Genomic DNA, 19,920 nt, shown 5'->3' with positions numbered 1-19,920 from the left:
AAGTTGTGAGTGGATGATGCATAAAATTAAAGTTGGTGATTGCGCAAACGATGGTAATGCTTACGCTTCTTCTTGTGGTACTTTATAGCCAAGTCCTTCTGCAATACGGCGTCCGTAATCCGGATCCGCTTTGTAGAAGATTTCCAGTTGACGTTTGATAATTTCATCCTTGCGGACTGGTTTCATGTGGCCCACGAATGCGTCTACGAGACGCTGCTTTTCGTCCTCGCTCATCATGCGGTACAAGTCGCCAGCCTGCGTGTAGTGATCGTCGTCAGGATAAGGCGTGCTTGCAACCTTACCTTCTACATCAAACGGGCTGATTTCTGCTGCTGCGTCTTCGGTCGGTCCGCCATAGCTGTTTGGTTCATAGTTCTTCGAACCGCCGCCATTGTCGTCCGTACGCATAAAGCCGTCGCGCTGATAGTTATTTGTGCCGCTTACTGGCTTGTTAACCGGAATCTGCTCATGGTTGGCGCCTACGCGGTAGCGGTGAGCGTCAGAGTAAGAGAACAGACGTCCCTGCAGCATTTTATCCGGGGAAGCTTCAATACCAGGCACAAAGTGTCCCGGGGAAAAAGCAGCCTGCTCTACTTCTGCGAAGTAGTTTTCAGGATTTTTGTTTAATGTCATACGGCCGACTTCAATACGTGGGTAGTCTTCCTTCGACCAGATTTTAGTTACATCAAACGGATCCCATTTGTACGTGAGTGCTTCTTCATAAGGCATAATCTGTACATACAGTGTCCAGGAAGGATAATCTCCTTCTTCAATAGCGTTGAACAGATCTTCTGTATGATAGTCTGGGTTTTCCCCAGCTATTTGATTTGCTGTTGGCTCGTCAAGGTTTTTAACGCCCTGATCACTGATAAAGTGGTATTTTACCCAGAATGCTTCTCCCTGGTCGTTAACCCACTTAAACGTGTGGCTGCCGTAGCCATTCATGTGGCGCCACGTTGCCGGAATACCACGGTCACCGTGCAGATACGTGATCTGGTGCAGCGATTCTGGAGAAAGGGACCAGAAGTCAAATGCCATATCCGGATCCTTCAAGTGCGTCTGCGGATCACGTTTTTGTGTGTGGATGAAATCCGGGAACTTGATAGCGTCACGAATAAAGAAGATCGGTGTGTTGTTACCTACGAGGTCGTAGTTACCTTCTTCTGTATAGAATTTTACGGAGAAACCGCGCGGGTCACGTACTGTGTCCGCTGAACCGGATTCGCCCGCCACTGTGGAAAAACGGATGAACATCGGCGTTTCTTTTCCTTTTTCGCTTAAGAAATCGGCTTTGGTATATTTAGAAATTTCATCGTTTGTCACTTCAAAAACCCCGTGAGCTCCGCCGCCTTTGGCGTGAACAACACGCTCAGGAATACGCTCGCGGTTAAAGTGAGCAAGTTTTTCTAAAAGGTGTACGTCCTGAATAAGAGTAGGGCCTCTGTTTCCTGCTGTCAACGAGTTCTGGTTATCTCCTACCGGAGCACCTGAACCGGTTGTTTGTACATTTTTACGATCAGCCATGCTTTAATCACCTCTTAATTATTTTCATATCCCATATGATAACATAACCCACATAAAAATCAATATTATTTTATAACAATTTTAATCTGGGACTTCGCTTTTTAACCGTTTCACACTTTAAAAACAGCTTAAGGTCTTTAAAAATCATTGTTTTTATCGACTCAATTGAATATCTTCCTGCTTAATTGAAAATCACAGCAGCTCTCCGGGGCTCTGAGCGAAAGAGCAGACTTATTCGTTTAATCATCATGCTCCTGCTATTTTTATTGGCTTTATTTCAAAAATTCTCTGATTTCTTCTACGAACCGTTCATGCTCTTCAACGTTTATTCCGTGACCCGAGTGCCCGTATTCCACAAACCGGCATGAAGGAATAAGGTCAGCTATTTCCCGGCCGTATTCCGGCGGGTTCAGGCCATCGTATTTCCCGCTGATCACAAGCGACTCTGCCTCTACGAAAGGAAGCTGATCACGGAAATCAAACCCCTTTAAAGCATCAGAAGCTGCCTGTTCTTCTTTGGCACTGAGCTCCACGGCCCGGTTTTCAATCTGCTTTGACCAGGCCTGTACCCTGCCGATATCATGATAGATATACATCGAGGCTTTATTTAATTTTTCACGATGAGAAAGGCCGCTCAACTCGGCTTCATGCTCAGCAAATAAGCGGGCAGTGGAAGACGTTTTCCCATGTGCCTTCGGTGCTGTTAACACAAGCTTCGATACTCTTTTGGGAGCTTCAACAGCTACACCCTGAGCGATATAGCTTCCCATTGAAACACCCACCAGGTGAGCTGATTCAATGTCAAGCTTATTCATCATGTGCAGTATATCCTGTATATGATCCTCCAATGTATATGCTTCAGGCTTGTCCGACCTGCCGTGTCCTCTCATATCAAGGGCTATAACGCGGAACTGATCCTTCAACCGATCCATTTCACGCTCAAACATCGTATGGTCTCCAGTCAGTCCGTGCAGAAATATAACAGGATATCCTTGTCCGGCTTCTTTATAATACAGAGTGACTTTGTCTGCACTGCTCATCGTCGCCATCTCTTTCATCCCTTCTAAATATCACATTGGGAAAATTGTACCATAAGACATTTCCTCGGTGGTAATTTGAAGCGCTTTTCTATCCCACTCTCATTGGTAAAGTTAATTAACATTTTTTCTGCTGATGCAGAAAGGCTTCTGCTTCCGTTTTTTTTATGTATTCTGTCTTCTTTCTTCAAAATATTGTACACTGATGGCAGTTGGAAAAAGATGTATTGATGAAAGCGGGGAATGATGATGAATCCTATTCGATTGTTACCTTTATTTACTGCACCCAGGAAAACGTACAGGCAGATAAGCGATAACCCGGGGCTTCATTTCACAGCTCTATGGATTGTTATCATTGCCGGTCTCTCCCAGTCCCTTGCCCAAAACACAAGTGATATGTCCCCAATTGAGACCGGGTCTGCTCTCTCCACCTTCCTTACAGCTGTTGGAATTATCGCTGCCTTCCTTCTATTTCAAATTGTCACGTTTTATTTGAATGGACTGATTCTAAAGCTCGTTATTCTAATGTTTCAGGGACGTATAAAAGCCCGCGAAGCCCGAACGGTTTATGGGCTGTCTCTTTATCCGCAGGCGTTTCTTTTCCCATTTATTTTTTTACTGTTTATCGGCAAGCTCGCAGGCGGGAGCAGCACAGCGGCACTTCTTACCGCTATCGCCTCGGCTATTATAGCTGCAGCTTCTATCTGGGGTATTGTCATGCAGGTAAACTTAATCTCCGCTGCCTCCGGGTTCTCCGGCGGCAAATCCTTCGGGGTGTTTGTAGTGTTCGCTTTATTATTGGCTCTTCTCATTTTTATTCTCGTTCTGCTTCTGGCCCTAATTGTGATTTTCATCGCCGGCGCCTTTTCCAATTAAGCTGGCAAAGCAGCTGTGTTTTTAAAAAAGACGCAGCTGTTCATAGTTTACCGTTTTATAAACCTTGCCTCTGCCTCCCGTTACTTCTCCCGGACCGTAAAATTCCGAAGCTGTGACTCCGAGAAGCCGGACAGGGTCTCCCCCGGAGGCCCCTTCTTCGAGTAGAAGGCGCAGAGCTTCGAGCAGCTCCGCACGGTCATTGCTCGGGTGTTCGAGCGTAGACCGGCGGGTTATCTGCTGAAAATCGGCAAATTTTATTTTCAGCACAATACATTTAGCCCTGATGCCGTCTTTTTTCAACCTCGTAAGCACCTGGTCAAGCAGCTCTTCAATGACCGGGAGCATGTCCTGTACAAGCAGAAGGTCCTGCGAAAGCGTCGTCTCTTTTCCAAGCGACTTTCGCTCTCTTTCCGGATTTACCGGACGTTCATCGATTCCCCGGGCCTGACGGTAAAATACGTGGCCCTGCTTATGAAACAATTCCACAAGCCTTGCTTCACCCAGCTGCTGCAAGTCTTCTCCGGTTTCGATGCCTAGTGAATCAAATTTCCGCTTAGTCACCTTTCCAACTCCGCGAAAATCCCCAATGGAAAGAGCTTTCACAAAAGCGTCCGCCCGGTCCGGGGTAATAACCGTCAGTCCATCCGGTTTATCATAATCTGAAGCCGTTTTTGCAAGAAATTTATTATAGGAAACACCTGCAGAGGCAGTAAGACCGGTCTTTTGATAGATTCTTCTTCGTATCTCTTTAGCTGTGAGCGTAGCGGACGGCATGTTCCAGTGATTTTCTGTCACATCAAGATAAGCCTCATCCAGAGACAGAGGCTCCACCAAATCTGTGCAGTCATGGAAGATGGCCATTATTTCACGCGAGACCTCCCGGTATTTTTCCATATTCCCTTTAATAAATATAGCCTCCGGACACCTTCGATAGGCTTCATAGGAAGACATAGCTGAATGAATACCGTAGGGCCTCGCTTCATAAGAGCACGTAGCCACTACACCCCTTGACCAGGGCGAACCTCCGACTACCAGAGGCTTGTTCCGCAAACGAGGCTGGTCGCGCTGTTCAATAGACGCAAAAAAAGCATCCATATCAATATGAATAATTTTCCGGAGATTCTGTTCATCCTGCTTCATTTCCTACGCCCCCTTATACGCGCAGTTCTCTGTTCCTTCTATTATAGCGGACACCGCCTTTTTTCACAAACGTATGTTCTTATGCAGCGATAATCCTTTATTTTTTACATCCGGGGCCTTTGCCGTCTTCATTGCGTTCTCCTGCACTTTAGTATACTATCATAATCATAAAAATATGAAGGTGTTACGGTAAACTCACGCCTGATTGGAGGAATATTTATGAATTATGAAGTTCAGATTTTCACTCAGCCAAACTGCTCCTCCTGTGCTAAAGTAAAAGGCTGGTTTCAGGAAAACCGTATTTCTTTTATTGAAAAGGATATCGTAAATGACCCACAGGCCAATCAGGAATTCGGTGCATTAAATGAAAAATTCGTTCCGATTACTATTATTATCACAGACGACAAAAGATACCAGGTCGTCGGCCCAAATCTCAAAAAGATAAAAACGCTTGTTACTACAGTCGGAATATCCGGCCAAAGCAATTAACGTTCATGACTTCAGCACTGGTTTTCTCGCCAGTGCTTTTTATATTTTATCAATAGCTGCTTTCAGGAGCTGTTGTTCAAATAAAGACGCTTGCGGTTAAGTCTCCCCGGGTAAATACTTATAACAGCGGGAATCTGCAGCGGAGGGAGGAAGAGTCGTGCCTACAGTGCTTTTTATCATAACGATAATTATTGCCGGAACGGTTTTAGCTTCTATCGGGTTTTATTTCCTTCGTAAATTTTACGATAAACTATAAAAAAGGACGGTTCACCGCGTGAATCGTCCTTCCTTTGGCATCTCAATATTTTTGTTTTTCTCAGACAGCTTCTCGAGAAACAATGCTTCATTCTTCGGTGTAATATGCTGATGACGATTTCCTTCCTGGTAAATCACCTTCAGTCTTTCCGGTGTCGCACCCTTGATCCATCCAGGGACCTCCTCCACCCGCTGGATGGACTCATAAGGAATACGCAGCCGGATCAAAAGAGAGGCATGAACCGCCAGATGCTCTTCGTGCAATTCATATTTTGTGAAAAATACAATCTGTGTTACTAAAATGATAATAACCGCATCGATCACAGCCCGCAGAATAGTCCCCGGCCCTCCGTTATACATAAACAGAGCCTGAAAAATAGAATATCCCAGCAGTACGATAGCTATGATCGCAAATGCGGACAGCAGTCTGCTTCCTTTCGCTCGAAACACCATTACCCGGTCTCCTCTAATTTTTTTTATCAGGATCGTCTGGTTTCAACCCATACTTATAAACAATAGGCATAAGAACCATTAAAAGCATCGAATTCGTAAACAATGGAAGAAAGATTTCGTGAGCTTCCATTACGACCCCGATAAAGGAAACAATCAATACTGGAGCTGTCGCCACCAGAATGGTAATCAGCTCGCGTTTTGCGCTCCATAACTGCCTGCTGTCCGCTATCGATAAAATGAGCATCCAGTACACCATGAACGCAAGCGGCATCATTGCATCGATAAGCGGCTGATCCAGCACAAAAAAGAAGACCAGGCGCACAGCCGACAGTATAGCTAAAATAACAATAATTAATTGACGAAATGACGACTCCACGATGTATTCGCTCCCTATTCCCTGCTTTTTGCCGTTCTGGGCTTTACTGCAAACAAAGCAAATCCCAGAACCGTTCCAATTACGTATTTCATTATGCTCTGCTTCCTTCCGTTAAGTACGGAATTCCAGATGGACACCGTTTGGATCCTGTACCGTCTCCATCCTTTCCGCTCCCTGAATAACTATTTTTTCAAGTTCAAATGCACGCTTTTCCTGCCAGACAGGCACTAATGCTTCTTCGCCCAGAACGGTCAGCCAGTCATTCGAATCATACGGCTCCGGACTCGTAATAAGGACAGACTGCAGCTCTTCTTTTCCGCCGATAGGAAGTTCCTCAGCCCAATCAAGCTGAATCTTCGGTCCGGTGGACGGCTGAAGAAAGGTTCTCCGTTCTTTTTTATTAATACCCCATCCGTGCTCCTTTGCGCGCCGGAGAATACCGGTATGCTCTTTCTGGTTTACACGATAGCCAAAGTAGCCGAACGTATTCATTCTCCCTGCGCCAAAGGTAACCCGCACCTGACCGAGACTCATTTCTATCATCCGGAACGTTAACCCTTTATCGCGGAAATCATCCCACTCAAGCGGCGGATCGTACCGCTTAATGCGATAATTTTCCAGGGCAAAGCGTCCCACCACTTCAAAGCCGTGACTGCTGTAAAAAGCTTCTGTTTTTTCTACCTCTGTCGTCCAAAAATGGTAATGGAATAATTCCATATTGTTCACCTCTACTGCCCTTCTGCAAGCTCGCTGCACTCGTGCTGAAAACAGCTCCTGTGTCCTGCTTCTACGGTTGATTTGCTTTTTTGGGCGTCCCCTGATGAAAAACAAGCTCCCAGCTGGAATCCGTCTTCCGCCATATGGAACTCCGCAGTGAAGTTCCCAGCTCGCTCGTCACGGTATAGGTTGCTAAATATAAATGCTCCGAAAGCGGTTTTGTTTTATAATCAGCCACCGTTCTATGGACAGGGCGCTCCTCCTCCAGACCAAAAATCACATCCTCCCGGGTAAAAATACGGCCGGAGGCTCCGATTTCCTGAAAATCCTCTGCCAGCAGCCGGCTCACTTCCACAGCCGACCGCCGGATACTCGGCTTTAATAAATCCTCCTCAAGCTGGCGAATGTCTTCCATCAGTCTCCACCCTCCTTATGTATGCGACCTAACCATACGTAAAAACCCGCATCTACATCAAATGATACGGGTTTTTCTACAGACATTTCAACTTTTATTCATTAGTTTTCTAATTTACTTTTTTTTGAGAGCCTACCTTATCATGCAATTGGGAATTAGGGCCAGCCTGAAGCATATAACTGCCCCCATCATGACCTATTATATTTTTCACTTCTTTGGCAGTATCAATAATTTTTTCAAGGTTAATATCAGTTGCTATACCCATTTCCTCCATCATGTGCACTACGTCTTCTGTAGGGACATTGCCAGTAGCTCCCGGCGCATAGGGACATCCACCCAGACCTGCTGTTGAGCTATCAAAGCGGCGTATTCCCTGCTCCATGCCCGCAGCCATGTTAGCTAACGCAAGCCCTCTCGTGTTGTGTAAGTGCATTGAAAATGTTATATCGGGAAAAGCAGCCTGCAAATGCTGCAGCATGAGGTGCACCTGTTTCGGATTTGCCATACCGGTGGTATCTGCCAGGGATACTTCCTGAATATTCATTTGTTGATACCTCTTGAGGATTGGATATAATTGTTTTTCGGTTACTCTTCCTTCATACGGACAGCCAAAAGCTACTGAAATCGATCCGCCAATGGTTACGTTCTCTTTTTCTGCCAGATCCGCGATCGGTTCCAATTTTTTTTGGGCTTCTTCCACCGTAGCATTTGCATTCGATAAGCTGTGGGAATCTGTCGCTGACAGCATCAGCTTCAACTTTTTAATGCCTGCGCCGATGGCTCTTTCCGCCCCTTTTACATTAGGCACCAAAGCCCTCATTTTCATCGTGGATATGTCCTGGACAGCCTGTACTACTTCTTCAGCATCTTTCAATTGAGGAATCGCTTTAGGGTGCACAAAAGAAGTTACTTCCATCGAAGAAACCCCCGTATCGGCCAATTTACGGATGATCTCTATTTTTTTCTCTGTCGGAATCCATTCGTCTTCGGCCTGAAAACCGTCTCGGGGAGCAACTTCACACAGTTCGATTGATTCAGGATACCTGTTCTCTGACATTTAAATCACTCCTTCTTCTTTTAAGCTTTGAATATCCTCTTCAGACAACCCAAGACCTTCTCCCAGAATTTCTTCATTGTGCTCTCCTAAATCCGGGGCCCGGTGACGAATACTGCCGGGCGTTTTCGAAAATTTCGGTACTACTCCTGGAATCTTAACGCTGCCGAGGCGCGGATGTTCAATCTCCACAATATTTTCCCGGGCTTGATAGTGGGGGTCGTTGAAAATGTCTTCTATTGTATAAATAGGACTGACTGGCACACCATATTCATCCAACTTATCCATTAACTCTTTTTGCGTATGAATTTTTATCCAGCCCGAAACAATTTTTTGTACCTCATCGTCATGCTCAAGACGCACTGCGTTAGTATAATAACGATCATCCTCCAGCATATCTTTTCTGTCCATCGCTTCTGCAAGCCGGTCGAACGTAGAATCTGTACTGCATACCAATACGACAAATTTATCGTCTTTGGTACCATACGTCCCTGCTGGGCTGGAATGACCGGACAGCCCCGGGCTGCGCTCGCGCACCTTATTGTTTTGATCATACTCAGCTACCAGAAATTCCAGCATACGAAACATTGACTCGTATAAGCCCATATCAATCGACTGTCCTTCTCCGTCTTCATTAACATCACGGTGGTAGAGAGCGCTTACAGTTGCCAGAGCAATATAAATCCCAGTAATGTAATCAAGCAGGGAATATGCGGGACTTACCGGCGGACGGTCTGGGAAACCAGAAATGCCTGTATGTCCACTGAAGGCCGTTCCTGGTGTTCCAAAACCAGCCTTTGAACTATAGGGACCGGTCTGGCCGTAGCCCGAGACCCGGGATAAGATAATTTCAGGGTTATGCTTTTTCATCTCTTCGTAGCCGATTCCCCATTTTTCCAACGTCCCAGGACGAAAATTTTCTATAACTACATCTGATTTAGCAATTAATTTCTTTAATACTTCTTTTCCCTTCTCCGTGCGGATATCAAGAGTAAGAGACTTTTTGTTTCTTGCGAGCCCAGGCCAGCGCAGAGGTTCCTCGTCTTTCCAGGGTCCAACCGTACGCAGGGTGTCCCCTTTCCCAGGTATTTCAACCTTTGTTACTTCTGCTCCAAAATCAGCCAGCAGCGTAGCACCAAAAGGTGCCGCAATCATCGTTGATAAGTCTAAAATTTTAATTTCTTTTAAAGGCCCAATATTCATCTTTAATTCCTCCATTAGATCGATCTAATAAGTTTTAAAAAATATAATTTAATTTTCACTAATATTTATTTTTAGGTGCTGCAAATGATTGAGCATTGCTTTCTCAGCGTTTTTCCCTTGTCTATTTTTTATATGCCGGAATATTTCTTCGTGTTCTCGTTGAGCTTGTTTATATCTTTCTTTATCTTCCAGCATTTTACTGCGCATCTTATAAATCATTTCTAAATTCGATTTCATCATTGTTACGAAAACAAAATTTCCAGAGGCTTCGGCTACCGAAAGATGAAAACTTTTATCTGCATCAGTATCTATTTGAATTGATTTCATATTTTTCTCTATCTCTTCAAGCTGTTCCAATGTCGCTCTTTCACTGGCTAACCGGGCAATATTGGGTTCAAGTGTTTTTCTTGCCTCAATAAAATGCAGAATAGCTGTTTGTTCCATTGCTTTTACAGGATCATAATTGAAATACTGCTGCTGGTATACATTTTGTAAATATCGACCTCCTCCTATTCGGGACACGATAATTCCTTTTGACTCAAGAACCCGGAAAGCTTCTCTTAGAGAAGTTCTGCTACAACGCAGCCTATCGGCAAGCATCCTTTCAGCCGGGAGTTTGTCGCCCGGAAGCATAGTTCCTTTTTCTATCAGCCGCAGTAACTCTTCTTCAATCAACTCATACTTTCTTTTTATAGTTTGATTTTCGATTCCAATTCATTCTCCCTATAAAACATAATATTGGGCTAACCAATTTATTCAATTGTAAACGCTATCTTTTTATTAGTCAATAAGAACCGGCTTTCACCGGTTCATTTATTTATTAGACTTCAAAGGAGCCTCCATACTTTTAATCAATTCAATTGGAACTTGGCCCGGAGCTGAACTTCCTTTCCCAATGCCGAAGGTAAATAAAGAGCCTGTTTTCCACCCGGCGAGTCTAGTTATTGCGCCATCTGCTCCCATTGCCATAGTAACGACCGGAATAGCCAGTTCATCATTTGTTTTCTCTGTTACCTGCAAGACGGCCAAAACGTCTTTCATATTTTTAGGCATTACTGCCAGCTTAGCTATATCTGCCTTCCTATTACTTGCTTTATGAAACTTAGCCAACATTTCCTCTTCGTCAGGTGTTTGATGAAAATCGTGAAAAGATAATATTAATTTTACATTGTTTTTCTCCGCATTTTTTTGGACCTCTTCAATGTGCTCTTGATTATTTTCTAATTCATAATCTATAAAATCTATGTGACGGGTAGCACAGACTTTTTTTATCAACTCAATTTTTTCGTTTGCATTCAACTCAACTTTTTGCCCACCCTCGTGTATAGAACGAATAGTGAACAATAAAGGAATATCTCCAATTTCTTTTCTAACCTGTTCAAGCGCGTCTAATACTGTTTCGAATTCTACAAGATCTTCAAAAAAATCTGCGCGCCATTCGATAAGATCCGGTTCTTTTTGAATAATGTGCTTTGTTTCGTCAAGCAGCTCGTTTTTACTTTTACCTATAAGCGGTACACATACACATGGCCGTTCGTTTGTTAACAATGTATTTCTCACTTTTAATTCTTTCAATATAGAAACCTCCTTCTTCTATTGTCCATTGTAGCCGATTGTAATTTTCAATACTATTACTATTCGCACAATTGAAACAAGCCGGAATGTCTGCTCGCTACATTCCGGCTGGATTATTACTTCGGGAATAACTCTGTACTATTTCCCTGGGTATTAACTTTCGCCGCTAAACACAGTATTGTTGACGTATTGTTTAGCAGTTTGTAAGCATTGTTTCACATGTTTTTCGAAGCCCATTTCCTTCGAGCGCCGATGATGCGGAATCTCCAGGGAGTATGGCACGTTTGGAGTATGTTGGAGAAGTCCGGCAATATCAGCATTACCCTCCCCAACATAAAGCCTTTCTTCCCGAAGAATTCTAGTCATCTCCTGTCGGGAAGAAGGCTCGGCTCCTGGAACATCACATAAATGCATGTAATGAAACCATTCCATTGGCAGCTTGGTTAATTCTTCCACGTTATCCCCTGCTCTATAAAAGTGATGGGCATCAATCATCAGACCGGAATTTTTCTTATCTGCTTTTTTTAATATCTCTACCGTTTCTGAAAGGTTGGTTATGCTGGCTATCGGAACATATTCTAAATCTACAGTTAAATTATATTGCTCTGCAAGGTCACATATATTTGAAAATTGCTCTAATGCAAAGTCCTCATCATCTATCCATATACTGCTTAATACATGCTTACCACCAAGTTCAGCTGCTACCTCAAATGCGGGTTCATAATTTTTATAATCAATACCTTTATCCACTTTTGCCAATTCAATATCTAACAGCTCGAGGCCAGTTTCCTGTAAAGCTTTTTTAGTCTTTTTATACATTTCCCGATTGTTGGCTAAATCGTAATTTTTTTCACCAGGAAGCCCCATATAGATAGGACGCATACTAACATAATCAAAACCGGTCTTTGCGGCTAAATATGTCAGTTCCGGTGGACTAAATTCTAAAGCTGTTAAATGTGCTAAAGAGAACTTTGGCTCCATCTTATGCCTCCTATATTAAATTAGATCGATCTAATTTATAGTTCAAACACCTGCATGGTGAACTTTTTTTCCAGGCGAGTAGATGTCCATGATGTTCCAGTGTCCGTCTGTCGGCACCGGCTCATTGATCATAGCGACATCAATAACTACAGGCTTTTCGCTGGCCAGGGCTTCTTCTAAAGCTGGCTTGAACTCTTCTGCTTTTTCAATTTTAATTCCTTCTACTCCATATCCCCGGGCAATTACTGCATAATCCGGCGTGTAGCTCTCTCCGTTACGCTCGAAAACGGTGCCGTAGGTCGTACCAAAATGCGCTTTTTCCAACCCTGCTATCGTTCCGTAGGAAGAATTATTCATCACGACCCACACTACCGGAATATTCTCTTCTACCGCTGTTGCCATGAGTGCGGGGTTTTGACCGAAGCCTCCGTCCCCTACAAGAGAGATAACTTTTTTGTCCGGAGCTGCCACTTTCGCCCCTAACGCTGCTGGAGCGCCAAAACCCATCGTAGCGTAGCCTCCCGGAGTTAATACCGAGCCTGCTTCATAAATGGGGAATTGCTGACCCATGCCGTTCTTGTTCCAGCCGACGTCTGTTGTAATATAAGCATCTTTAGGGACAACATTTCTCACTTCAGCTAAAATCCGCTGGGGAACCATTGGGAAACTATTGTCCTCCACGAGTTTTTGATTCGCTTCGTTAAATGCTTGCTTATATTCTCTAATTTCTTTTTTAAGTTCGCTGTTTTCTTTGCCTTCCGGCAGTTCTTCTTTCGCTGCTTTAATCAAGGCTTTTAAAGCTTGTTTCAAGTCTGCTACAGCACCAATTTCTACTGGATAGTTGCGTCCGATTTCTGAAGAATCGATATCAATGTGTATTAGTTTAGTTGGGGGAATTTGAAACGTGTACTCTCCTTCCCAAGAGCTGCTGTCAGCTTCAGCAAACCTTGTACCAAGAGCCATTATCCAATCCGCATTTCTCGTTTTATCGTTAATAAATTGTGTGCCCCAGAACCCGGTCATACCAAGTGTTAAGTCATCATCGTCTGACATAGCACCTTTACCCATCAGGGAATGGGAGACCGGCAGGCCTAAATGATTGGCAAATTCCCGAATTTCCTCTGAGGCATCGGCGAGCATAATGCCGCCACCGACGTGCAGCAACGGCTGTTTTGCATGGATAAGCTTCTGCACGATTTCTTTTGCTGTATTTTCATCCAAAGATGGCTTCTGGAGTTTTTTCGTATGGCGTTTTTGCTGTTCAAATAAAGACTCCTCAATTTCTTTAGAAAACATATCCATCGGCACGGATACTAAAACCGGGCCTGGATTTCCACTTTCTGCTAATTGAAAAGCTTTTTCCAAAATTTCTGGAAATAGATCCGGACGGTCAACTCTCCACGCTCGTTTGACAAATGGACGGTACACTTCATATTGAGAAGCATCGGCGTGCATATTCATTTCTTGGTGAGGATGCTTTCCATAATAATGAGAAGGCACGTCTCCCGCGATAACAACCATGGGAATTGAATCCAAAGCAGCGTTTGCCACTCCAGTAGACGCATTGGTAAGGCCCGGTCCTACATGGCTTAATAAAACAGAAGTTTCATTTTTTGCTCTGGCGTATCCGTCTGCCATATGAGCGGCAATTTGCTCATGGCGAACATTCACGAATTTCACCGAGGTTTTTTCCAATTCAGCCAATACTGCAATATTTGTATGTCCACATAAGCCAAATACATGTTCAACTCCGCGGGTTTCCAGATAATTAGCTAACAGATTCGAAACCAATTTTTTCATTTTATTGTTCCTCCCCGAATTGAATAATTATTTTCCCGTATTTTCCTGAAAGAGCTTCATCATAAGCCTGTTGATAGTCATGAAAAGGAAATATTTTGGAGATCACTGGTTCTACATTCAAGGCTGAAGCTTTGAGATATTCCATTGTTTGAGTAAAATCGCCGGGCACATTATAAATAATAGAGCCGTATAAGGTTATTTCTTTACGTACAAGTGTTGTTACGGATAGTTCAGCGCTTGGAGTCATACCTACACATACTATCTCTCCTCCCGGCTTAACAATATCTATACTTTGTTCAAACGACGATTTTGTACCTGCCGCTTCAATAACAATATCAAAATAACTGTTTTTGGCCTCTTCGGGATAGTTCACTTTTACCGCTTCGTAATTATTCTTTACTTTGCGAAGCTTGTCTTCATTAATATCAACAGCGCTGACATTCCCACCCAAATAATCAGCTAATGCAATTGCGAGCATTCCTTCTGTTCCGCAGCCTATGACAGCTACCTTTTTCTTTTCATTCACTTTTACTTTTTTTAGAGCATGCACAATTACTGCCAGCGGTTCAATAAGTATCGCCCGTTCATCAGTAATCCCGGTGGCTACAGGCAGTACATATTTACTGTCGATAACTACTTCTTCCGCAAATCCACCGTCTGCGTTGATCCCAAGTGATTTTTTGTATGGGCAGATATTGGTCTTCCCCTGCAGGCAGTATTCACACTCACCACAATAAGTATTGGGCTGTACAATTACCCGCTCTCCTGTCGAATAATGACTTTTCACTCCGGCTTCTTTAATAATTCCTAAAATTTCGTGCCCTGGACGAACCGGATAATCAGCATGCGGCAATTTACCGCTATACACACTGAGATCCGAACCACAGATGCCTCCATAAATAATTTTGAGGCGCACATCATTTTCATTTAAGATCTCTTGATCATTTTCTACTAATTTTAACCGGGAAGGATTTTCCAGCGTTAAACCATTCATATTTGCACCTCCACTCCATATCTTCTTTATTCATTGGCCGGCAGACGCAGAACCACCATCTTCATTTCAGTCATTTCTTCTATTGCAAATCTCGGGCCTTCTCTTCCAATACCACTATTTTTCACGCCACCGTATGGCCAGTGATCCAGCCGGAAATTCGAGGTTCCATTAATGATGATGCCTCCAGCTTCAATTTGATTGGCCACTTTGTAGGCAAGATCGATATTTTTGGTGAATATTCCTGTTTGGAGACCAAATTCAGAGTCATTCGCCCACGTTATTGCTTCATCGATATCGTCATAAGGGATAACGCTTATAAGCGGCCCAAAAACCTCTTCACATACCACTTTATCTTCGTGCTTAGGATTCAACAGCACAGTTGGAGTGATCGTAGCCCCGTACTGCACTCCCCCTGTTAAAAGTTCAGCCCCTCCATCTACAGCTTCATCTATCCATGATTTCACCCGATTTGCTGCATTTTCATCTACAAGAGAACCTATATCAGTGGCAGCGTCCAAAGGATCCCCTAATTGAAGCTGTTCAACGTTTGTTTTTAGTGCTTCTGAAAATTCATTCATTGCCGAACGGTGCACATAAATACGCTGCACTGAAATACAGCTTTGACCCGAGTTACTATTACCGGTTTTAGCACTCATTTTTGCGGCTTCTTGAATGTCAGCGTCATGATGGACTATCGTAGCAGCATTGCCTCCAAGTTCGAGCAGAACCTTTTTCATTCCCGCTGTATCGCAAATATTTTTACTCGCTTTGGTCCCTCCCGTGAAGGAAATAACATTTACCCGATCATCCTGCACAATTTTCTGACCAATTTCGACGCCGCCTAAAAGCATATGAACCGCGCTTTCTGGAAGCCCCGCCCGCAGCATCAAATCTAACAACGCTGTAGCGATCAACGCTGTCTGGGGAGCGGGCTTTAAAATAGTGACATTTCCCCCGGCGAACGCTGGTCCAATTTTATGACAGACGAGGTTGAGCGGAGCGTTAAATGGCGTAATAGCGGCGATGACTCCTACCGGAACCCGGTACGTGGATGCCATGGCCATGGTTCCACGTTCAGAGGCATCCCCCGGGATAGTCTCCCCGTGCAGCCGTTTCGCTTCTTCCCCGGAAAGTTCCAGTGTTTCAATCGAGCGGGAAACTTCATCTCTAGTATTTTTAAGAGGCTTGCCCAGTTCTTCAGCAATTAGTTTGGCGAACGTTTCCTTCTCTTCTTCAAGCAGTAATGCGGCTGCTTTTAAAATTTTCGCCCGCTTACCAGAAGGGATAGATCCAATTTCTTTTTTGTCTTTATAGGCTGCCTGTAGAGCTTTTTCAACATCCTCGAGACTTGCAGTATATTGATTGCCAATACTTTTTCCATTGTAAGGGTTATAAATCGTTTCTTTTGTCTTCTCATCCTTCAACCAACGGTTTTCAACAAAAGGCTGAGCTAATAGTTCCTGCATCCCTTTCACCTCTTATATTAGATCGATCTAATAAATAGTTATTTAAAAACAGCTTTCGCTGTTAGTATAGATCTATCTAAAATTATAATTTGTAAACGTTATCATTATGATACGATATATATATTAAAACATCAACCATTTTTTAAGCTTAAAAGGAGAACTACTCATGCGCCTCGCTATTTACTCACTATTAGTCTTTCTTTATATTGCATTTCAATTCATTGATATGCCAGGCGAAAATATTATTTTAGGCGTTCTTGCCAATATTGTTATTTTGCTTTCATTTTTTTATGCCCGTGGCTTATTTTTTTATTCCGGACTTATCTTCTACTCCATGGGTACTCTGCTTTTTATATTAAATAATCTTTCCTTAAATGCTTATTTTTCTTCTTTTACGACGATGATGAGTATTCTCGCATTTTTTTACATGCTTCCTTTTTTGAATTCCTTAATACAGGTGGGCAAATATGACAGAAACCTCCGGAAATTTATTGAACAGGGCAGTAAAAATATACAGCATTTATATAAGCGAAGCTTTTTTGTTTGCCATGTGCTTGGTTTGTTTTTAAACATAGCTACTTTTTCTGTGCTGATGCGCACGCTTGACGAAACTTTTAAAAACACTTCCAAACGTGTAAAAAGCAAATTCTACACTCAAAACTTACTGCGTGCTTACGCTCTGTGCCTTGCCTGGAGCCCGCTTGAAATTATGGTGATAACAGCTCTAAACATCACAGGGCAGGACTACCTTCACGTATTTCCAATAATCGCCTCTGTTGTGCTTGTAGTAATCGTATTTGATATTGCGGCTTCCTCTCTTAAATTTCCTTCTGTTACCTTTCCTCAGTACCAAGGGACTTCCTCTTCCACTTCCCTTGTTCGAAGAAAAATTTTCGGATTAATGCTTCTTTTGGGCTTGTTGGTATCCTGTGTCAGTATTACAAGCGGCTGGACTGGGTATGATTATTTGTTTACTTTAGTTTTATTCATTGCTCCTGTATCCTTTTTTTGGTCAATAGTAATCCAACGGCTGCGAAGATATACTATTTTTGCTGTAAGACAGTGGAAGAACCGCAGCAAGGGCATGGCTAACTTCTTTTTTATGTTTTTAAGTGCTGGTTTGTTTGTACAGATGCTCGCAGAAACTCCTATTTTTGATACACTGCAGTATGCTTTCACCGCTCTGCATGATCGAGTGTTTTATTTTTATGCAGCAATAGGAATCTACTTTATTGTTTCAAGCTTTATAGGCTTTCATCCATTGGTTTCGGTAATTCTTCTATCAGAAATTATTGCTCCCTCCCTGCCGGAGTTAAGCCCTGTGCCCCTGGCTTTAGTATTGATAGTAACCAGTTTAAGCCCGGTTATGTACAGTCCTTTTAATATTTCCGTTTCTCTTGTGGGTAACTATTTAAATGTGAACCCTTACCGATTAGGCCTTTGGAACCTGCCATTTGCTTCAGGTTATATTCTCTTTACTATCGTCATTGCTTACTGCTTACAACTGTTTATATGATATAGTTGTAAGTGATAGCAAAGATGTATTATAATCGCGATACATTTCAAAAAGAATTCAAAACAAATGAAAGAGTGCAGATATTATGACAGAGCGATCTTTACGAGAAAAAAGCATAGTATTTATTGGCTTTATGGGAGTGGGTAAAACTACTGTCGGAAGATTAGTGGCCAAAAAGCTTTACAGAAGCTTTGTCGATATCGACGAGGAAATAGAGAAGGAATATGGCATGCCTGTTCCTGAAGTATTTAAATTAATTGGAGAACCCGCCTTTCGTGAGAAGGAAAAAGAATTGGTCCGCAAATATTCCATGCAAAGCTTAAAGATAATTTCTTTAGGCGGCGGTGCTTTCATGCAGGAAGAAATCCGCGAGCTCTGCCTGAACAACTGCACTGTTTTTTATTTAGATATGTCCTGGGATTCCTGGAAGGAACGACTGCACCTTATCATGGGCAACCGGCCTGTTCTCCAGGGGAAAAGCATGGAGGAAATAGAAGAATTATTTTATAAGCGGCAGGGCACTTATTCAGATCATAATTCTAAAATCACTATCGACCAGCTCCCTGCCGAGGATGTAGCCGATTATTTAACAGACTCATTAAAAATGGCCTGGGATATGTACGATTAAAACGACTTCTCCACGAGAAGCCGTTTTTTATTTTGTAAGGGGAAACGTTGATTTCCTCACTACTAGTTCTGGTTCCAGAATAATCCGTTTTCTATCTCTCTCATCGTTTCCAAGCTGTTCTTTCAATAAGGCAGCAGCCCGGGCTCCTATCTCTTTTGGATACGAAGAAACTGTAGTTAAAGCAGGATAAGAAAGAGCTTCCGCTTCTGGAACGTCATCGAAACCTACTACCGCTACATCTTCGCCTGGGATCTTTCCCTGGTTCCTAAGTTCCTCGAGCACACCAAAAGCTACTGTGTCATTAAAGCAAAAAACCGCCGTGGGTTTTTTATCCTTATTGAATATACTTTTAATGGCCTGGACCCCGCCATTTCGATCTGTTGTTCCTGCTTCGATTAGAGAGGTATCAAGCTCTTTCCCCCACTCTTTATATGCTTTCATATATCCATTTTCTCGATCTTTCCAGGCCAGTGATTCTGACCCTCCCCCTACAAAGGCAATGCTTGTATGTCCTTCTTCAAGCAAATGCTTTGTAGCCAGATAAGCTCCGCGCTCATAATTCACCCCTACATAGTCACTTACCAATCCATCAATTTCCCGGACTGCCAAAACTAACGGAAGCTGCCATTTATTCAGAGACTCTATATCAGTCATGGAAGTATCCGAAACCGGGCATAATATAACGCCCCCCACACGATTTTCCATCATTGTAGAAAGCAGTTTCCGCTGTTTTTCTTCAGAATCAAATGTCGTCCCAAGAAGGATCGTATATCCTTCTTTCTCAAGCGTTTCATGCACCCCCACTAAAAGCTCCGAATAAAATGGATTTGAAATGTCAGTAATAATTAAGCCAATAGTAGTCGAGCGCTGCTCTCGTAAATTAGCTGCTACCCGGTCGTATACATAACCTAACTCTTCCATCGATTGAAGAACCTTTTCTCTTGTTGGCTTAGATATACTTGGACTGTTCCGGACAATCAACGAAGCCGTAGCCCGCGATACTCCAGCATGTTCAGCGACCTGCTTTAATGTCACTCTTTTTTTATTCAACGCATTCACCTTCTTACACCTATCATTAACAATCTATTTATAATAATGAAGCAGGAGCTGAATACCTGTCAATTCAGTTCCTGCTTTATTAGTAAAGAAAACAGGAAAACCTGCCTTCTCTTCTTAAGATAAATAATCTACTACGGCGTCCAAGGCTTTTTCTTTATCTTCTCCTTCTGCTAAAAGATAAACTCTTTCTCCATTTTCCAGCCGGGTCGATACAAGCCCTAAAAAACTTTTCAAATTAATTTCCTGTACATTACCTTCTGATGCTTTTCTTAAATAAACCTCAGCTTTAAAAGGCTGCAGTAAATTACTTAATTCCACAATAGTTTGTCTGCTGTCAATGTTTACAATTAATTCTCTCATCA

General features: G+C 43.0%; 21 protein-coding genes. 4 read left to right on the top strand and 17 right to left on the bottom strand.

The window, feature by feature from the left end:
* Nucleotides 1–60: 60 nt before the first annotated feature.
* Both SIC45_RS01060 and SIC45_RS01055 read right to left on the bottom strand, forming a co-directional pair.
* The gene (locus tag SIC45_RS01060) at nucleotides 61–1,524 is read right to left on the bottom strand and encodes a catalase (protein ID WP_298784789.1); all 1,464 of its coding nucleotides are present in this window, start codon (nucleotides 1,522–1,524) and stop codon (nucleotides 61–63) included.
* 272 nt (nucleotides 1,525–1,796) lie between these two features.
* Nucleotides 1,797–2,573 (bottom strand): alpha/beta fold hydrolase, encoded by a 777-nt coding sequence (locus tag SIC45_RS01055; protein WP_319630747.1) that lies wholly within the window; start codon nucleotides 2,571–2,573, stop codon nucleotides 1,797–1,799.
* A 237-nt stretch (nucleotides 2,574–2,810) separates the two neighbouring features.
* Here SIC45_RS01055 and SIC45_RS01050 point away from each other — a divergent pair, with 237 nt between their 5' ends.
* Nucleotides 2,811–3,437, top strand: a complete 627-nt coding sequence (locus SIC45_RS01050) for a YIP1 family protein (RefSeq protein WP_319630746.1) — start codon at nucleotides 2,811–2,813, stop codon at nucleotides 3,435–3,437.
* 21 nt (nucleotides 3,438–3,458) lie between these two features.
* On the opposite strand, the gene dinB is transcribed toward SIC45_RS01050, so the two are convergent.
* Nucleotides 3,459–4,577, bottom strand: coding sequence for a DNA polymerase IV (gene dinB / locus SIC45_RS01045; RefSeq protein ID WP_319630745.1), 1,119 nt, complete (start codon nucleotides 4,575–4,577; stop codon nucleotides 3,459–3,461).
* A gap of 219 nt (nucleotides 4,578–4,796) precedes the next feature.
* Between dinB and SIC45_RS01040 the strand changes: the two genes are divergently transcribed.
* Complete coding sequence (locus SIC45_RS01040) at nucleotides 4,797–5,066, top strand: glutaredoxin family protein (RefSeq protein WP_091613972.1); 270 nt, start codon at nucleotides 4,797–4,799, stop codon at nucleotides 5,064–5,066.
* 267 nt (nucleotides 5,067–5,333) lie between these two features.
* Here SIC45_RS01040 and SIC45_RS01035 read toward each other — a convergent pair whose 3' ends face one another.
* From SIC45_RS01035 to SIC45_RS00980, 12 genes are all read right to left on the bottom strand, one after another.
* The gene (locus SIC45_RS01035) at nucleotides 5,334–5,774 is read right to left on the bottom strand and encodes a PH domain-containing protein (protein WP_319630744.1); all 441 of its coding nucleotides are present in this window, start codon (nucleotides 5,772–5,774) and stop codon (nucleotides 5,334–5,336) included.
* A 13-nt stretch (nucleotides 5,775–5,787) separates the two neighbouring features.
* Nucleotides 5,788–6,150, bottom strand: coding sequence for a hypothetical protein (locus SIC45_RS01030; RefSeq protein WP_319630743.1), 363 nt, complete (start codon nucleotides 6,148–6,150; stop codon nucleotides 5,788–5,790).
* A gap of 111 nt (nucleotides 6,151–6,261) precedes the next feature.
* Nucleotides 6,262–6,867 (bottom strand): hypothetical protein, encoded by a 606-nt coding sequence (locus tag SIC45_RS01025; protein WP_319630742.1) that lies wholly within the window; start codon nucleotides 6,865–6,867, stop codon nucleotides 6,262–6,264.
* 70 nt (nucleotides 6,868–6,937) lie between these two features.
* Nucleotides 6,938–7,282: a DUF4440 domain-containing protein gene (locus tag SIC45_RS01020; RefSeq protein WP_319630741.1), complete on the bottom strand. Its 345-nt coding sequence runs from the start codon at nucleotides 7,280–7,282 to the stop codon at nucleotides 6,938–6,940.
* 109 nt (nucleotides 7,283–7,391) lie between these two features.
* Nucleotides 7,392–8,339, bottom strand: a complete 948-nt coding sequence (locus SIC45_RS01015; protein ID WP_319630740.1) for a hydroxymethylglutaryl-CoA lyase — start codon at nucleotides 8,337–8,339, stop codon at nucleotides 7,392–7,394.
* Nucleotides 8,340–9,539, bottom strand: a complete 1,200-nt coding sequence (locus SIC45_RS01010) for a CoA transferase (protein WP_319630739.1) — start codon at nucleotides 9,537–9,539, stop codon at nucleotides 8,340–8,342.
* A 48-nt stretch (nucleotides 9,540–9,587) separates the two neighbouring features.
* Nucleotides 9,588–10,214: a FadR/GntR family transcriptional regulator gene (locus tag SIC45_RS01005; protein ID WP_319630738.1), complete on the bottom strand. Its 627-nt coding sequence runs from the start codon at nucleotides 10,212–10,214 to the stop codon at nucleotides 9,588–9,590.
* Nucleotides 10,215–10,352: 138 nt separating this feature from the next.
* Nucleotides 10,353–11,114, bottom strand: coding sequence for a type I 3-dehydroquinate dehydratase (aroD, locus tag SIC45_RS01000; protein ID WP_319630737.1), 762 nt, complete (start codon nucleotides 11,112–11,114; stop codon nucleotides 10,353–10,355).
* Between the two features lie 153 nt (nucleotides 11,115–11,267).
* On the bottom strand, nucleotides 11,268–12,095 hold the full coding sequence (locus SIC45_RS00995; protein ID WP_319630736.1) for a sugar phosphate isomerase/epimerase family protein: 828 nt from the start codon (nucleotides 12,093–12,095) through the stop codon (nucleotides 11,268–11,270).
* 42 nt (nucleotides 12,096–12,137) lie between these two features.
* Nucleotides 12,138–13,895: a thiamine pyrophosphate-binding protein gene (locus SIC45_RS00990; protein WP_319630735.1), complete on the bottom strand. Its 1,758-nt coding sequence runs from the start codon at nucleotides 13,893–13,895 to the stop codon at nucleotides 12,138–12,140.
* Nucleotide 13,896: 1 nt separating this feature from the next.
* Nucleotides 13,897–14,889 carry a zinc-dependent alcohol dehydrogenase gene (locus SIC45_RS00985; protein ID WP_319630734.1) on the bottom strand — a complete coding sequence of 331 codons (993 nt, stop codon included), beginning with the start codon at nucleotides 14,887–14,889 and terminating at the stop codon, nucleotides 13,897–13,899.
* Between the two features lie 26 nt (nucleotides 14,890–14,915).
* Nucleotides 14,916–16,355, bottom strand: a complete 1,440-nt coding sequence (locus SIC45_RS00980; protein WP_319630733.1) for an aldehyde dehydrogenase family protein — start codon at nucleotides 16,353–16,355, stop codon at nucleotides 14,916–14,918.
* A 166-nt stretch (nucleotides 16,356–16,521) separates the two neighbouring features.
* Between SIC45_RS00980 and SIC45_RS00975 the strand changes: the two genes are divergently transcribed.
* Nucleotides 16,522–17,871 carry a hypothetical protein gene (locus SIC45_RS00975; protein ID WP_319630732.1) on the top strand — a complete coding sequence of 450 codons (1,350 nt, stop codon included), beginning with the start codon at nucleotides 16,522–16,524 and terminating at the stop codon, nucleotides 17,869–17,871.
* 85 nt (nucleotides 17,872–17,956) lie between these two features.
* Nucleotides 17,957–18,499 (top strand): shikimate kinase, encoded by a 543-nt coding sequence (locus SIC45_RS00970; RefSeq protein WP_319630731.1) that lies wholly within the window; start codon nucleotides 17,957–17,959, stop codon nucleotides 18,497–18,499.
* A 27-nt stretch (nucleotides 18,500–18,526) separates the two neighbouring features.
* On the opposite strand, the gene SIC45_RS00965 is transcribed toward SIC45_RS00970, so the two are convergent.
* Together SIC45_RS00965 and SIC45_RS00960 are read right to left on the bottom strand one after the other, a co-directional pair.
* Nucleotides 18,527–19,558, bottom strand: coding sequence for a LacI family DNA-binding transcriptional regulator (locus SIC45_RS00965; RefSeq protein ID WP_413645492.1), 1,032 nt, complete (start codon nucleotides 19,556–19,558; stop codon nucleotides 18,527–18,529).
* Between the two features lie 114 nt (nucleotides 19,559–19,672).
* Nucleotides 19,673–19,918, bottom strand: coding sequence for an HPr family phosphocarrier protein (locus SIC45_RS00960; protein WP_319630729.1), 246 nt, complete (start codon nucleotides 19,916–19,918; stop codon nucleotides 19,673–19,675).
* Nucleotides 19,919–19,920: the final 2 nt, after the last annotated feature.

It is taken from the genome of Marinococcus sp. PL1-022 (genome assembly GCF_033845285.1).
Lineage (GTDB): Bacteria > Bacillota > Bacilli > Bacillales > Marinococcaceae > Marinococcus.
This window is presented reverse-complemented; position numbering and strand designations above follow the sequence as displayed.

Coding starts and splice junctions, on each gene's coding strand:
- SIC45_RS01060 (WP_298784789.1), bottom strand. CDS start 1,524: ATGGCTGATCGTAAAAATGTACAAACAACCGGTTCAGGTGCTCCGGTA.
- SIC45_RS01055 (WP_319630747.1), bottom strand. CDS start 2,573: ATGGCGACGATGAGCAGTGCAGACAAAGTCACTCTGTATTATAAAGAA.
- SIC45_RS01050 (WP_319630746.1), top strand. CDS start 2,811: ATGAATCCTATTCGATTGTTACCTTTATTTACTGCACCCAGGAAAACG.
- dinB (WP_319630745.1), bottom strand. CDS start 4,577: ATGAAGCAGGATGAACAGAATCTCCGGAAAATTATTCATATTGATATG.
- SIC45_RS01040 (WP_091613972.1), top strand. CDS start 4,797: ATGAATTATGAAGTTCAGATTTTCACTCAGCCAAACTGCTCCTCCTGT.
- SIC45_RS01035 (WP_319630744.1), bottom strand. CDS start 5,774: ATGGTGTTTCGAGCGAAAGGAAGCAGACTGCTGTCCGCATTTGCGATC.
- SIC45_RS01025 (WP_319630742.1), bottom strand. CDS start 6,867: ATGGAATTATTCCATTACCATTTTTGGACGACAGAGGTAGAAAAAACA.
- SIC45_RS01020 (WP_319630741.1), bottom strand. CDS start 7,282: ATGGAAGACATTCGCCAGCTTGAGGAGGATTTATTAAAGCCGAGTATC.
- SIC45_RS01015 (WP_319630740.1), bottom strand. CDS start 8,339: ATGTCAGAGAACAGGTATCCTGAATCAATCGAACTGTGTGAAGTTGCT.
- SIC45_RS01010 (WP_319630739.1), bottom strand. CDS start 9,539: ATGAATATTGGGCCTTTAAAAGAAATTAAAATTTTAGACTTATCAACG.
- SIC45_RS00995 (WP_319630736.1), bottom strand. CDS start 12,095: ATGGAGCCAAAGTTCTCTTTAGCACATTTAACAGCTTTAGAATTTAGT.
- SIC45_RS00990 (WP_319630735.1), bottom strand. CDS start 13,895: ATGAAAAAATTGGTTTCGAATCTGTTAGCTAATTATCTGGAAACCCGC.
- SIC45_RS00985 (WP_319630734.1), bottom strand. CDS start 14,889: ATGAATGGTTTAACGCTGGAAAATCCTTCCCGGTTAAAATTAGTAGAA.
- SIC45_RS00980 (WP_319630733.1), bottom strand. CDS start 16,355: ATGCAGGAACTATTAGCTCAGCCTTTTGTTGAAAACCGTTGGTTGAAG.
- SIC45_RS00975 (WP_319630732.1), top strand. CDS start 16,522: ATGCGCCTCGCTATTTACTCACTATTAGTCTTTCTTTATATTGCATTT.
- SIC45_RS00970 (WP_319630731.1), top strand. CDS start 17,957: ATGACAGAGCGATCTTTACGAGAAAAAAGCATAGTATTTATTGGCTTT.
- SIC45_RS00960 (WP_319630729.1), bottom strand. CDS start 19,918: ATGAGAGAATTAATTGTAAACATTGACAGCAGACAAACTATTGTGGAA.